Below are 14,635 nucleotides of genomic sequence, written 5' to 3' on the forward strand. Positions count from 1 at the left end.
CCATAACCGGTTTCACCGGGGCCGCCGGACAGAACAGGGCCCCGGAACCGGCGCAGGGGTTCCGGGGCCCGGTCAGAACGGCGACCGCGCGGTGCTCACACGCGCCGCAGCACCGCCACTACCTTGCCGAGGATGGTCGCGTCGTCGCCGGGGATCGGCTCGTACGCGGAGTTGTGCGGGAGAAGCCAGACGTGGCCGTCCTCGCGCTTGAAGCGCTTGACGGTGGCCTCGCCGTCGAGCATCGCGGCCACGATGTCGCCGTTCTCGGCGACCGGCTGGCGGCGGACCGTGACCCAGTCTCCGTCGCAGATCGCGGCCTCGATCATCGAGTCACCGACGACCTTGAGGACGAACAGCTCACCGTCACCGACCAGCTGCCGGGGGAGAGGGAAGACGTCCTCGACGGATTCCTCCGCGAGGATGGGGCCACCGGCGGCGATCCGGCCGACCAGCGGGACGTAGGACGCGGCGGGCTTGCCGGCGGTGTCCGTGGGCTGCACGGAGGCGGCCTGGTCTGAGCCGCGTACCTCGTAGGCGCGCGGGCGGTGCGGGTCGCGGCGCAGGAAGCCCTTGCGCTCCAGTGCCATCAACTGGTGCGCGACCGAGGAGGTGCTGGAGAGGCCCACGGCCTGGCCGATCTCCCTCATGGACGGCGGGTAGCCGCGGCGCTGCACCGAGTCCCTGATGACCTCGATCACCCGGCGCTGCCGGTCGGTGAGTCCGGAACTGTCGGCCCGGATGCCTGGAGGTCGGCCCGGCAGGGAGCGCTTGTGTCCTTCGGGATTCGCGGCATCGTTCATCGCATGCACCGGCTCAAGTCGGCCCTGGGAGCGGTCCTGGGCAGTGATGGTGGCACTGTCTGCGGTGGTGGTCACGTCGGCCCCTCTCGATGGTCTCCCTGCAGGACAACGGTAGTTGCTTTCGAAAGGTTGCGCCAAACACACGTTCGAGTGAAAAATCGCGGTTCGCCTGACGTGATCATGTGTCTGGGTGTATGGCTAACGCGGCTCCCGACGGACAAAAGGGCGCATTGCTGTACCCTTCACCGCCGGGGCAACGGCCTCGCGGTTGCTGTCCCAGTCTGCCATCCGGTGTGGTGCCGACCGGGGCCTGGCTCCGTTCTCTGCCGGAGCCCCCACGACGCCTCCCTGCCGCGCACACCGTATCTCCGCATGTGCCGCAGCGGTACGGCTGTGCACGCCCGTGTTGCCGCGGGCGTCCGCGCGTTGGTGCGGCTGGACAAGCCGACTCCGTAGAGGAGCGACACGCGCGCATGGCGTGTATGTATGAGCCAATCCCCACATCTAGTGGTTGGATTGCAGCAGCAGCCCAGAAGTTGTGGTCCCCCGGGTCTTCGGGCCCTCGATCATCGCCTATGCTTGGGGCTGCTTCGAGGGGCCCATGAGGCCCAGCGAGGCTATTGAGTCTGCTGTGAGGAGGGTTGGAGTTCATGCACTGCCCCTTCTGCAGGCACCCCGACAGCCGTGTGGTCGACAGTCGTACGACCGACGACGGCACGTCGATCCGCAGGCGCCGCCAGTGCCCTGACTGCTCCCGTCGTTTCACGACCGTGGAGACGTGCTCGCTCATGGTGGTGAAGCGGTCCGGAGTCACCGAGCCGTTCAGCCGTACCAAGGTCATCAACGGTGTGCGCAAGGCATGCCAGGGACGGCCTGTCACCGAGGACGCGCTCGCTCAACTCGGCCAGCGGGTCGAGGAGGCGGTGCGGGCCACCGGGAGCGCCGAGCTGACCACCCACGACGTGGGACTGGCCATACTCGGCCCCTTGCAGGAGCTCGACCTCGTCGCCTATCTGCGATTCGCCTCCGTCTACCGGGCGTTCGACTCGCTTGAGGACTTCGAGGCCGCCATCGCGGAACTCAGGCAGACGGGACACCCCGCCGCGGACGACGAAGACCGCGAGGACACGGGTGCGGGGAGCCAGGAAGACGAACGCGGGTCCGGAGGGGCTGCCCAGGTCCCCCTGCCCGCCACCGCCGCCGACTGACCGGCGGACCGGGTCCGGGGAACCAGGCTCCGGGTCCGGCCGCGCGGCGGCGACCGAAGACCTGTTGCGGGCGGCGGCGAGATATGCCCGCAACACCAGACAGAACACCGTGCCACGGGAACAACGGGGCACTTCAGGGCGTTTCAGCCCGTACAGGGAGGCGGCATGACAGAGACGGCGAGCGGTCCGGCACGAGGTTCCCGATCCAAGGGCGCCAAGGCGACCAAGGGCCTGCGTATCGAGCGCATCCACACCACCCCCGGCGTGCACCCGTACGACGAGGTCCAGTGGGAGCGCCGTGACGTCGTCATGACCAACTGGCGCGACGGCTCTGTGAACTTCGAGCAGCGCGGCGTCGAGTTCCCCGACTTCTGGTCGGTGAACGCGGTCAACATCGTCACCAGCAAGTACTTCCGCGGTGCCGTCGGCACCCCGCAGCGCGAGACCAGCCTCAAGCAGCTGATCGACCGCATCGTGAAGACGTACCGGAAGGCCGGCGAGGACTACAAGTACTTCGCCTCGCCCGCCGACGCCGAGATCTTCGAGCACGAGCTGGCCTACGCCCTCCTGCACCAGATCTTCAGCTTCAACAGCCCCGTCTGGTTCAACGTCGGCACGCCCCAGCCCCAGCAGGTCTCGGCCTGCTTCATCCTGTCCGTCGACGACTCCATGGAGTCGATCCTCGACTGGTACAAGGAAGAGGGCATGATCTTCAAGGGCGGCTCCGGAGCCGGCCTGAACCTCTCCCGCATCCGCTCCTCCAAGGAGCTGCTCTCCTCCGGCGGCAACGCCTCCGGCCCGGTCTCCTTCATGCGCGGCGCCGACGCATCGGCCGGCACCATCAAGTCCGGCGGCGCCACCCGCCGCGCCGCCAAGATGGTCATCCTCGACGTCGACCACCCCGACATCGAGGACTTCATCGAGACCAAGGTGAAGGAGGAGGAGAAGATTCGCGCGCTGCGCGACGCGGGCTTCGACATGGACCTGGGCGGCGAGGACATCACGTCCGTCCAGTACCAGAACGCCAACAACTCCGTCCGCGTGAACGACGAGTTCATGAAGGCGGTCGAGACGGGCGGCAAGTTCGGCCTCCGCGCGCGTATGACCGGCGAGGTCATCGAAGAGGTCGACGCCAAGGCCCTGTTCCGCAAGATGGCCGAGGCCGCCTGGGCCTGCGCCGACCCGGGCATCCAGTACGACGACACCATCAACCACTGGCACACGTGCCCGGAGTCCGGCCGCATCAACGGCTCGAACCCGTGCAGCGAGTACATGCACCTGGACAACACGTCCTGCAACCTCGCCTCGCTGAACCTGATGAAGTTCCTGAAGGACGACGGCAAGGGCAACCAGTCCTTCGACATCGAGCGCTTCGCCAAGGTCGTCGAGCTCGTCATCACCGCGATGGACATCTCCATCTGCTTCGCGGACTTCCCGACCCAGAAGATCGGCGAGAACACGCGCGCGTTTCGCCAGCTCGGCATCGGCTACGCCAACCTCGGCGCCCTGCTGATGGCGACCGGCCACGCCTACGACTCCGACGGCGGCCGTGCCCTCGCCGGTGCCATCACCTCCCTGATGACCGGCACCTCGTACAAGCGCTCGGCCGAACTCGCCGCGGTCGTCGGCCCGTACGACGGCTACGCCCGTAACGCGCAGCCGCACCTGCGGGTTATGAAGCAGCACGCCGACGCCAACACCAAGGCCGTCCGCATGGACGACCTGGACACGCCGATCTGGGCCGCCGCCACGGAGGCCTGGCAGGACGTGCTGCGTCTTGGTGAGAAGAACGGTTTCCGTAACTCCCAGGCGTCCGTCATCGCCCCGACCGGCACCATCGGTCTGGCGATGTCCTGCGACACCACCGGTCTTGAGCCCGACCTCGCGCTGGTCAAGTTCAAGAAGCTGGTCGGCGGCGGCTCGATGCAGATCGTCAACGGCACCGTCCCGCAGGCCCTGCGCCGCCTGGGTTACCAGGAGGAGCAGATCGAGGCGATCGTCGCCCACATCGCCGAGCACGGCAATGTGATCGACGCCCCGGGCCTCAAGCACGAGCACTACGAGGTGTTCGACTGCGCCATGGGCGAGCGCGCCATCTCCCCGATGGGCCACGTCCGCATGATGGCCGCGATCCAGCCGTGGATCTCCGGCGCCCTGTCCAAGACGGTCAACATGCCAGAGTCGGCGACCGTCGAGGAGGTCGAGGAGATCTACTTCGAGGCGTGGAAGATGGGCGTCAAGGCGCTCGCCATCTACCGCGACAACTGCAAGGTCGGCCAGCCCCTCTCCGCCAAGACCAAGGAGAAGGAGAAGACGGAGATCACGGAGAAGGCCGAGGCCACCATCCGTGAGACCGTCGAGAAGGTCGTCGAGTACCGCCCGGTCCGCAAGCGCCTGCCGAAGGGCCGTCCCGGCATCACGACGTCCTTCACCGTGGGCGGCGCCGAAGGCTACATGACCGCCAACTCCTACCCGGACGACGGTCTCGGCGAGGTCTTCCTGAAGATGTCCAAGCAGGGCTCCACCCTCGCGGGCATGATGGACGCCTTCTCCATCGCCGTCTCGGTCGGCCTCCAGTACGGCGTGCCGCTGGAAACCTACGTCTCGAAGTTCACCAACATGCGCTTCGAGCCGGCCGGTATGACCGACGACCCGGACGTGCGGATGGCGCAGTCGATCGTCGACTACATCTTCCGCCGCCTGGCGCTGGACTTCCTGCCCTTCGAGACGCGCTCCGCGCTCGGCATCCACTCCGCCGAGGAGCGTCAGCGCCACCTGGAGACCGGTTCGTACGAGCCGGCCGACGACGAGGTGGACGTCGAGGGCCTGGCCCAGTCGGCTCCGCGCACCCAGGAGCTGAAGGCCGTCGCCGCGCCGAAGACCGAGGTCGAGGCCGTCAAGCCCGCCCCGAAGCAGGCCCACACCAGCGCCGAGCTGGTGGAGATGCAGCTGGGCATCCAGGCCGACGCCCCGCTGTGCTTCTCCTGCGGAACCAAGATGCAGCGGGCCGGTTCCTGCTACATCTGCGAGGGCTGCGGCTCGACCAGCGGCTGCAGCTGAAACCGGGCGGAATTGCATCGAGTGCAACACCCGGCAAACGCTCACCTGACAAGTAATCCCTGATGAGAGGGGCGTCAGCCTCGCGCTGACGCCCCTCCCGCGTAGCGGCTGGCCTGGGGATACACCCGCCGCTCTAGCGCCCGCAACAATGTTGCATCCAGCGCAACCGCCCCTACAGGTCCCCTGTGAAGGTGATACAGAGGAAAAATCATGGACTACGTGGTCCACGATCTCGGCCGTCAGCCCAAGGGCGCGACCGCGGTCATCAAATTGTCCGGCAGTGCAGCCAATGTGCGCCTGATGGACTCGAGCAACTATCAGAAGTACAAGGCCGGAAGAAACGCCCGCTTTGCAGGTGGGCTCGCGAAACACTCTCCGGTGCGCCTTGCGATTCCGCGGAGCGGCCACTGGTACGTGACCGTCGACATGCTGGGCCTCAGAGGAAGAGTGAGGTCCTCGGCTTCCGTCGAACCGCCGCCGCTGCCGGTGCTACGCCCGAGCAATGCTGGTTCCCTGACCCAAATCAGACATGAGCCGCCGCCCTACTCCATCGGCCGGGCCGAGTCCGTACGAGATGTCTTCATCTCTCATGCCAGTGAGGACAAAGAGGCAGTGGCCCGCCCGCTCGCGCAGTATCTGCAAGAGGCCGGCATCTCTGTGTGGCTCGACGTCCTCGAATTGAGGATCGGCGACAGCCTCCGCCGCAAGATCGACCAAGGCTTGGCTAACAGTCGATTCGGCATCGTGATTCTCTCCCGCCCCTTCTTCGAAAAGGGGTGGCCCCAGTATGAACTTGACGGCTTGGTGACACGGTACGTGACAGGGCAGCAGAACCTGCTGCCAATCTGGCACAACATCACCAAAGACGAAGTGATGGCACAAAGCCCGTCACTGGCTGACAAGTTGGCCAGAAGCACCGCTCAGTACACGGTCGAGGAGATCGCCCGTGAGATTGCTGATGTGGTGGGAGAGAGTGACACCCAAAGCGACGTTGGGTGACTCGATTCTCTCAGTTGCGACTTCCGACGGAAAGCCGCCGGAATGGCGATCGTCTGACTCTTGAGACGAGTCAGACGATCGCCGCAGCTCAGAACGTGACGTCCTGCACCGCATGCAGGCATGCATGACATCACGTTCTGAGCTGCAACGCAAGTTGGCACGGAATGAAAAGGTGAGCATGCCATGGAACTCAGCGTGAACGGACGAGGACTGACCGACAATCAGGTTGACGCGATGCAAGCCGGCTTGTCCAGGATGGAAAAACCCGACGCCGCCGTCATTGTTACCGACGATTTTGTGGGAACAGTCCGCAGGCTGACTTCTCACGAAAGCTATTCAACGGACCGTGGTGCCAGCATAGTTGCAGCACGGACCCTTTCGCTTGACGGTGGACCCGTAGTCGTTGTGAACAGACCGGAGGTCAGTAACCTCCCTCCATATGATGTTGAGCGACTTCTTGCCCATGAGGCTGGCCATATTCAACTCATTGAGCGAGCTGAGGGAGTTGTAGGTCGCCGTGACCTTGTAGGGCCAGATTGGGAGTGGTGGCTCCTATGCCTCGGCGGCTTTGCTCTGGACGAGCTGCGAATCGAACGCCGCCTGGCAGAGCTCGGGTATGCAGTCTCCGGGGCTGGAACAGTCGATCATCTGGCCGACTCGCTCTATCAACTCAACGCCGAAGTCGTAACGACACTTCTGGATCCAACCAGCTCCGACGTGGAGAAGCTAGCCAGCGCAGTGATGAAATCTCACGACTGGTTCTCCAAGCACCTCGCTTACTTCGCTGCCTTCCGCTCAGACCGAGTTGGGGCCGGGCTCGCAATCCTGCCTGATCAAGCGAAGTTGGAATGGGATGACTATGTTGGCCCGACGTGGGGAGGGCGGGTGGCTTTGTACCAAGAGGCACCGACGTCTGCGGAGCCCATGCGCGATTCCGAGTTGAACGAACTTCTTCAGGAAACAGGCCGACAGGAACAAGCGCTGCTCAGCAAGATCGGATTCCGATATGCCTCGGAGAGGAACGGATTCTCCTTCCGCAGAGTAGTGAGCGACAACGTCTGTCACGCAAGGCTGCAACGTGCCGTGGCAGTCGCCAGACTCGACGAGAGCGCTTGAGGTAGCACAGGACCGAAGCCAGAGGTAGAGGAAAACTTTGAGGTGACCCCTTGCTGTTGCCCAGGGCCTCGCCCTGGGCAACAGCGCCCCGTACGACCCCAGCCATGCACGCAGTCCGTGGTTGAGCGTGACCGTAACCAACTCAACGATGTTGCGTTAAACGCAACATGAGCGGTGGGGCGAACCTGCCAGGAGCTGCGCACCTGGTACTTGTCGGCGAGGCAGTGCACCTTGATCCTGAGCCAGCGATCTTTCAAGCGATGCTGGACGGTTGGGTGTTGCAGCAGCGGGCACGGTTTCTGAACTATGAAGCCACCATCGTGCCGCGACTGCGACTGGTCAGGAGATTCGTAGAGTTCACGAATCAGTACCCGTGGCAGTGGCAGCCGGCTGAAGCCGAGGCCTTTCTCGACCACCTCAGATCGCGGAAGCCCAATTTTGCCTACTCGACGGCACGCGGGTACCAGAACGCATTGCGGATGTTCTGTGACTACGTCACGGATGCTCGGTACGGCTGGGCTGCCAAGTGTTTGGATTCCTTCGGGCAAGTGCCGGCCCAAATCTTTCACGAGTGGAATGCTGTTACCCACGCCAGCGAGTACGAGGGTAATCCGAGGCGGCGGCCTCTAACATATGACGAAATCCAGGCGCTGTTCGATGCGGCCGATGGACGGGTAGAAGAGATCCGAGCGCGTCGCAGAAAAGGTGCGCTGGCTGCGATGCGCGATTCAGCAATTCTGAAGGTCGTATACGCCTTCGGACTGAGGCGCCAGGAAGCTTGCGGCCTAGACTTGTCTGACCTACGTCGTAATCCGAAGATTCCGGACTATGGCCGCAATGGGGCATTGTTCGTCCGCTATGGAAAGGCGTCAAAGGGATCGCCGTCGAAGCGTCGGACTGTACTGACGGTGCCCGAGTTCGACTGGGTAGTTGGTGTCCTCGATCATTATCTAGATGAGGTGCGGCCAGCCTTTTCGCCGGGGAAGCACCCGGGGTTTTGGATTACAGAAAGGTGTGGGCGCCTATCGTTGCGGCGCCTGGATGAAGCCTTTGAGTCAGTTCGTGCGATTGCCGGAATTTCGGAGGATCTCGATCTGCACAGCCTTCGGCATTCTTATGTGACACACCTACTTGAATTCGACTACCCGGAACGCTTTGTTCAGGATCAAGTGGGGCACGAGTATGCCTCGACGACAGCTATCTATTCGGGTGTTTCGGACGAGTATCGAAATCGCTTGGTGCGAAATTCCTTGAAGGCGCGACACGCAATCCTGTGGGAGTCGGATAGTGAATAAAAAGATGGGATATCGCTGGAACTTGCGCCAGCTAATGGCTGGACGGGAAATGTTTCAGACCACTGATCTGGTGCCGTTGCTCGCGGAGAGGGGGGTGCATCTTTCGCGCGAGCAAGTCTTCCGTTTGGTGACGCAGTCACCTCAAAGGCTCTCTATGGATACTCTAGCGGCACTTTGCGATATCCTCGAATGTGGCGTTGAGCAACTGATCGAAGTGACTGTGATTGATCAGCAGGTGCGAAAAGCCGTAGGAGGTGCGAACGCCGCAGGCAAGGCACCTGTCGTTAGGCGGACTACGATTCGACGTCCGGGGGAATCGTGAAAAGAGTCGACGTCTTGACAGCAATCACTGGGGCTGTTGTGTCCTCGCTTCCAGATCTCTGCTATGAGGAGATCCTTCAGATTGTTGATGAGGTTGCGCCGGGGAATACAGTGCTCAAGCTTCAGCGTTACGTCCAGTGTCACCCGAATTTTTTGTCAGACGGTGATGGCGCAGCTCCAATTCAGGTGTTTCGTTTACTGGTCAAGTTGGAGGCGTTGAGGGCGAATAATGTAGTTGTGCCGCGATGTGCCGATTGCGGTAAGCGAAGGAATCTGACGCGGGTCCGCGATGACGGTTACCGGATCTGTCAAGGATGCTGCCAGCGCCGCGCCGCTGACCTGTGCAGTGCTTGCGGAAGAACACGGCCGATCATGACGAGACGCAATAGAAGAGCCCTGTGCGGTACTTGCTATGCCAAGGATCCATCGCGCTTCGAGAACTGCGGTGCCTGCGGCCGGCTAGGAAGGGTTGCAGCACGACCGCCGGATGGCTCGTCGACATGTGAGCGCTGTTACCGTCGTCCACAGCGCTTGTGCATTCGCTGCGGTGAGCTTCGGGAGACTAAGTCTCAGACAGATGATGGCCCTGTTTGTGATCGGTGCTATAGCCGGCCTGAGCGTTTGTGCAGTCGGTGTGGGCGCATCATGCAGATCGCAGCCCGCGGTCAGGGTGATCAAGGTGACCAATGCGTGAGCTGCTATAGAGGTCAGGTGGCTTCGTGTTCTGTATGTGGGCTCGAAAAGCCATGCAAGGGCGCGAAGAGCGGTCGACCGATTTGTGCTACATGTTCACCCAAGTCTCCCGTACCTCAGGTGCCGTGTGCCGAGTGCGGTCGTGTTCGGCCAGTCACAATTCGATGGCCTATTGGGCCTGTTTGTATTACTTGCTACAAGCGAATCCGCGGCAGGGCTGCAGAGTGCCCCGTGTGCCATAACATTCGCCCTCTGATCGGTAGCACCGATGGAAGTCAGCGGTGCTGCGGGCCTTGCGTTGGGGTCGACCTGACGTACACCTGCATCAACTGTGGTGCATGCGGTGATCTCTATCGACGTGGGGAGTGCGCCAGGTGTGTACTTCGGCGTGAGCTTAATGAGTATTTTGAGCCGAGCCGCAATACTCAGCTTGCTTCCCTAGTCTCCGAGCTCGAGACAGTGGAGAATCCGCGCACCGTTCTCTTCTGGCTCCGCTATCAGCAGGGTGGAGCGCATCTATTGAAGGAACTAATGAGCTCTGGACGTCCGCTCAGTCATGAGCTCCTTGACGACTTTCCGCATAGGCAGGCAGCCACCCATTTGAGGCACATCTTGGTGCATATGGGCGCTCTTCCTGCTCGGGACGAGAATGTTGCCCGGACAGAGCAGTGGGTTGAGGACTTCCTGAGTGAAGCAGAGCACCATCGGGCCGTGGTCCAACCTTATGCTCTCTGGGTTGTTCTGCGTCGAGCGCGCCGCCGAGCTGAGACGCGCGGACTCACTCGCGCCGGGGCCAATTATGCAAGGGCCCTAATTTCCACTGCTCTAGCTTTCTTGCGATGGCTTGACGAAGAAGGGACCAACCTTGAAGGGGTAACGCAAGGAGAAGTTGAGCGATGGTTGTCCGAAGGTGGCACGTCGCGATATCGGATTGCGGATTTCTTGAACTGGGCTAGGCGATGTCGACTTTGTCGTGACCTGAGTGTTCCAGCCCGGGCGTCTGGCGATCCTGTGAATTTCCATTCGGAAGAGGATCAGGTCAAGCTTCTGATTCGATGTGTTCAGGACATAGAGCTCCCGATGGATGTTCGGGCAGCAGGCGCGTTGGTGCTGCTATATGGGGTTCCCGTCAGTCGCATTTCTCAATTAACCGTGGATCATCTCAATGAGCGGAGCGACGGTACCTATCTGACTCTTGGCGAGCATCCGGTATTGCTGCCCCCCGCCGTCGCGAAGCTGATCATTGAACAAGCATCTCGCATCCCAAGATCAGTAGTGAGTCGAAGCAACGCGGGAATGCACTGGCTATTCCCGGGAAATCTGGCTGGCAAGGCGATTGGTGCCACTCCATTGGCGCAGAGGCTCTCAAATCATGGAATTGGTGTTCGTGCGGCCAAGAACACTGCGGTTCTGTCACTCGCATCTGATCTGCCGGCTCCTGTACTCAGCCAGATCCTCGGGGTGCACATCAACACGGCAGTGCACTGGGTTAAGTACGTGAAGCGAGACTGGGCCAGCTACGTCGAGAGCCGCAGACATACGGCACCTCGGGAATAAGTGGTCTCCACCAGTATCATCAGCCCTTGACGAGGAGGGGCGCCGGCATTGAGCCGGCGCCCCTCCTTCGTCGTCGGTCCTCGGTCAGGGCTGGTGGGTCTTGCCCATCACGCGCGTGAAGGTGGCGGGGTCGCCCTCGAAGCCGTGGATGCCGGGGTGGAAGTCCCAGCTGCCGTCCTCCTGCCGGGCGAACTCCGCCACGGTGGCCGCCGTGGCGCCGAGGACACCGCCGAAGTCGTCCGTGGCCAGGTCGGTGTAGCCCTCGCGGATCCGCAGCCCCGGGTTGGCCACATTGACGAAGGTGCGCTCCACGGACCGCTGCTGTATGACGACTCCGGCCACCACGCGCGCGTAGCGGGCGTCGAGCCGGTACAGCTCCACCGTCATGACCTCGTCCCAGCCGAAGCCCTTGCCGTCGTGGCTGTCGCGGTTCAGGTAGATCGTGCCGTCGGGGGAGCGGCTGTCGAAGTGCACGACGAAGGCCGGATCGCCGTAAGGGTCACTGGCCAGATAGGTCGCGGCGACGATGTCCAGGTCGGTGTCCGGCTCCCCGGCCGGACTCGGGTCCCACTTGAGCGCGATCTCGACCTTACGGATCCCCTTGTTGAGGCCGTTCACCAGACTCCCCTTCCCCGTTCGTCAACCGCGTGCGGCCCGAACTGCCCTATGGGCAAGGCCGATTGTCCATCCTGCCACGCGCGCGTGGAGGTGCGCGGCGGAGCAGTGGGAGCGAGGGCAGCCGGCACCGCGCCCCGGGGCCTTACGATGGCGCGGTGCTGGTCAAGTGGATTCGCTGCACCGTGGTGGACCGCCGCGGTTTTGAGCGGGGGCAGCGAAAGTGGGCGGGGCTTCTGGGGGAGCCGGGATTTCGGGGACAGGGCGGGGGCTGGAGCCGTAGCCGTCCTGGGGTTGCGCACATCTTCGCCTTCTGGGAAAGCCGTGCCTTCTACGACTCCTTCATGGCGCGCTCCCACGACCGGCTGGCGGCGTCGCAGTCGGGCACGTTCAAGGACGCCCAGGTCAAGCTCTTCGACTACCGCTTCGACGTGAAGACAGGCTTCGAGCCCCGCTTCACGGACGTCGATCTGCTGCGGGTCGCGCACTGCCGGGTGCACGAGGAGCGCGCCGAGCACTTCACGCTCATGCAGGAGAAGGTCTGGAACCCCGCGATGGCGGGCTCGCCCGGTATGGTCCGCGGGATGTACGGCGAGGCTCCCGGCCACGAATTCCTCGTCCTTTCGATGTGGCTGTCGAGCGCGGAGCACGGCAAATACCGGGAGGAAAGGGTGGAGCGGCTGGCCCTGCGGGCCCAGATCGAGGCCGATGTCGCCTCCCTCACCGGCGACATCGTGGATCTTGAACCGAGCTGGACGGTCTGAAAAGGATCTTGAACGCAGTGTGACCTACGCTGTATGGAGCCCGTTCGAGTGCTCGATCGGCCGTCACTCGATCTAGGGTTTTGGCATGGCACGACCACGGCGCATCGTCCTTGTCCGGCACGGCGAGTCAACCGGCAATGTTGATGACACCGTGTACGAGCGCGAACCCGATCACGCGCTCGCCCTCACCGAGCGCGGCTGGCAGCAGGCCGAGGAGACGGGCAAACGGCTGCGCGAACTGTTCGGCCGCGAGCGGGTCAGCGTCTACGTCTCCCCCTACCGCCGTACGCACGAGACGCTCCGCGCCTTCCACCTGGACCCCGAGCTCATACGGGTGCGCGAGGAGCCCCGGCTGCGCGAGCAGGACTGGGGGAACTGGCAGGACCGCGACGACGTACGCCTCCAGAAGGCCTACCGGGACGCCTACGGGCACTTCTTCTACCGCTTCGCCCAGGGCGAGTCCGGGGCCGACGTGTACGACCGCGTCGGCAACTTCCTGGAGAGCCTCTTCCGCAGCTTCGAGGCCCCCGATCATCCGCCGAACGTCCTGCTCGTCACCCACGGCCTGGCGATGCGCCTGTTCTGCATGCGCTGGTTCCACTGGACCGTGGCGGATTTCGAGTCGCTGTCGAATCCGGGGAACGCGGAGATGCGGATGCTCGTTCTCGGGGACGACGGCAAGTACAGCCTCGACAGGCCATTTGATCGTTGGCGTGACCCGGAGCCCTACGGAATCACCGGTTAGAGTGGCAGTGCGATGACCCCTGATTCCTCACCCTACGGACGCCTGGAGCGCGCACTCGCCAGCCTGCGCGGACTCTCGGTCGGTGACGCGCTGGGCTCGCAGTACTTCGTTCCGGCGAACTATCCCCTGCTCAAGCGCCGCGAGCTGCCGGACGGCACCTGGCAGTGGACGGACGACACGGAGATGGCCTGCTCCGTCGTGGCCGTGCTCGCCGCCCACCGGCGTATCGATCAGGACGCACTGGCCCACTCCTTCGCCCACCACCACGACTTCGACCGGGGCTACGGCCCCGCCGTGAACCGCCTGCTGCGGCTGGTCCGGGAAGGCGGCGACTGGCGTGAGCTGTCCGCCGCGCTGTTCAACGGGCAGGGCTCGTGGGGCAACGGGGCCGCGATGCGGATCGCGCCCCTGGGCGCCTGGTACGCGGACGACCCGGAGCAGGCCACCCACCAGGCCGAGATCTCGGCCTACCCCACGCATCAGCACCGTGAGGCGGTCGTCGGCTCCATGGCCGTCGCCGCGGCCGCGGCACTTGCCGCCGCGCCCGGCGGCCCGCCCAGCCCGGAGGCGCTGCTCGACGGCGTGATCGCCCTCGTCCCGAAGAGTGCGGTGGGCGCCGGGCTGCGCCGGGCGCGCGACATGCTCGACTACGGCGATGTCGCCACCGTCGCGGCTGTACTGGGCTGCGGGCGGCGGACGACCGCCCATGACACCGTGCCGTTCGCCCTGTGGTCGGCGGCTCGCTCCCTCGGCGACTACGAGCAGGCGTTCTGGACGACCGCGCAGGTCGGCGGGGACGTGGACACCACCTGCGCGATCGTGGGCGGGGTGCTCGCGGCGAGCAAGGCCGGGCTCCCGCCGACGGAGTGGGCGGAGCGGACCGAGGCGCTGCCCGCCTGGGTTTCCGGGCCGGAGAGCTCCAGCGCAGCGTCGGCCTGAGAGCCCTGCGGTTGCGCGGGTTCTGATGCCTGGGCTCCTGCCGTCCCACTCGGGTCGAAACTCTCCGTGCACATTGGGAACTCTCCGTGACGGCTCGTCCGTTGTCCCGGTACTCGCTGCGCGATCCATGGGGTCGTGCAGCCAGGGTGCGACGGGGCTCGGGGGTGGAGATGTACGTGGTGTGGGTGCGGAGGGCGTCCGTGGCGTTGCCGACGCTGATCACCGCGCTGCTGGGCTTGCTGGTGCGGATGGCCGGGCCGTCGCCCTCGCCGTCTGTCTCCCGGGCGAGGCCCGGCCGTCCGCTGCCCATTGCCGCTTCGGCCCGATCAGTGGGCTCTACGTTCTTGATCGGGTTGATCGAGCCATTCTTAGGGTTGGGTCGCCCAGGGGTGCTGGGTGTGGCTATCAGTGGGCTGCCATCTCGTGGTTTCCATCGCTTCGCCGCCCGGTGCCCCACGACGACTCGGCCGCCGATTAGGAAGTGCGAACAAGTCGCTGTGTAGAGCAATGCCGGCGAGGTCGT

The 14,635-nt window shown here is 63.9% G+C and carries 11 protein-coding genes; 9 read left to right on the forward strand and 2 right to left on the reverse strand.

What is annotated here, in order from left to right:
* Positions 1-95: 95 nt before the first annotated feature.
* Positions 96-875: a transcriptional repressor LexA gene (gene lexA / locus ACZ7L7_RS33920; protein WP_285516519.1), complete on the reverse strand. Its 780-nt coding sequence runs from the start codon at positions 873-875 to the stop codon at positions 96-98.
* Positions 876-1,450: 575 nt separating this feature from the next.
* Between lexA and nrdR the strand changes: the two genes are divergently transcribed.
* The 6 genes from nrdR to ACZ7L7_RS33950 all read left to right on the forward strand — a co-directional run bounded on the left by nrdR (position 1,451) and on the right by ACZ7L7_RS33950 (position 8,800).
* Positions 1,451-2,008 (forward strand): transcriptional regulator NrdR, encoded by a 558-nt coding sequence (nrdR, locus tag ACZ7L7_RS33925; protein WP_093720508.1) that lies wholly within the window; start codon positions 1,451-1,453, stop codon positions 2,006-2,008.
* Positions 2,009-2,173: 165 nt separating this feature from the next.
* Positions 2,174-5,068 (forward strand): vitamin B12-dependent ribonucleotide reductase, encoded by a 2,895-nt coding sequence (locus ACZ7L7_RS33930; protein ID WP_285516518.1) that lies wholly within the window; start codon positions 2,174-2,176, stop codon positions 5,066-5,068.
* Between the two features lie 210 nt (positions 5,069-5,278).
* Positions 5,279-6,067: a DUF1883 domain-containing protein gene (locus ACZ7L7_RS33935; protein ID WP_453609373.1), complete on the forward strand. Its 789-nt coding sequence runs from the start codon at positions 5,279-5,281 to the stop codon at positions 6,065-6,067.
* A gap of 183 nt (positions 6,068-6,250) precedes the next feature.
* The gene (locus ACZ7L7_RS33940; RefSeq protein ID WP_453609370.1) at positions 6,251-7,183 is read left to right on the forward strand and encodes a hypothetical protein; all 933 of its coding nucleotides are present in this window, start codon (positions 6,251-6,253) and stop codon (positions 7,181-7,183) included.
* A 167-nt stretch (positions 7,184-7,350) separates the two neighbouring features.
* Positions 7,351-8,478, forward strand: coding sequence for a tyrosine-type recombinase/integrase (locus ACZ7L7_RS33945; RefSeq protein WP_472077858.1), 1,128 nt, complete (start codon positions 7,351-7,353; stop codon positions 8,476-8,478).
* On the forward strand, positions 8,471-8,800 hold the full coding sequence (locus tag ACZ7L7_RS33950; protein WP_453609191.1) for a helix-turn-helix domain-containing protein: 330 nt from the start codon (positions 8,471-8,473) through the stop codon (positions 8,798-8,800). The genes ACZ7L7_RS33945 and ACZ7L7_RS33950 overlap by 8 nt, the downstream gene beginning before the upstream one ends.
* 2,333 nt (positions 8,801-11,133) lie before the next feature.
* Here ACZ7L7_RS33950 and ACZ7L7_RS33955 read toward each other — a convergent pair.
* On the reverse strand, positions 11,134-11,667 hold the full coding sequence (locus tag ACZ7L7_RS33955; protein WP_285516517.1) for a TerD family protein: 534 nt from the start codon (positions 11,665-11,667) through the stop codon (positions 11,134-11,136).
* Between the two features lie 155 nt (positions 11,668-11,822).
* Here ACZ7L7_RS33955 and ACZ7L7_RS33960 point away from each other — a divergent pair, with 155 nt between their 5' ends.
* The 3 genes from ACZ7L7_RS33960 to ACZ7L7_RS33970 all read left to right on the forward strand — a co-directional run bounded on the left by ACZ7L7_RS33960 (position 11,823) and on the right by ACZ7L7_RS33970 (position 14,112).
* The gene (locus ACZ7L7_RS33960; RefSeq protein WP_285516516.1) at positions 11,823-12,428 is read left to right on the forward strand and encodes a YdbC family protein; all 606 of its coding nucleotides are present in this window, start codon (positions 11,823-11,825) and stop codon (positions 12,426-12,428) included.
* 85 nt (positions 12,429-12,513) lie between these two features.
* The gene (locus ACZ7L7_RS33965) at positions 12,514-13,173 is read left to right on the forward strand and encodes a histidine phosphatase family protein (RefSeq protein WP_285516515.1); all 660 of its coding nucleotides are present in this window, start codon (positions 12,514-12,516) and stop codon (positions 13,171-13,173) included.
* Between the two features lie 12 nt (positions 13,174-13,185).
* Positions 13,186-14,112 carry an ADP-ribosylglycohydrolase family protein gene (locus ACZ7L7_RS33970; protein ID WP_471593223.1) on the forward strand — a complete coding sequence of 309 codons (927 nt, stop codon included), beginning with the start codon at positions 13,186-13,188 and terminating at the stop codon, positions 14,110-14,112.
* Positions 14,113-14,635 lie beyond the last annotated feature (523 nt).

The organism is Streptomyces sp. NPDC110618 (genome assembly GCF_055657065.1).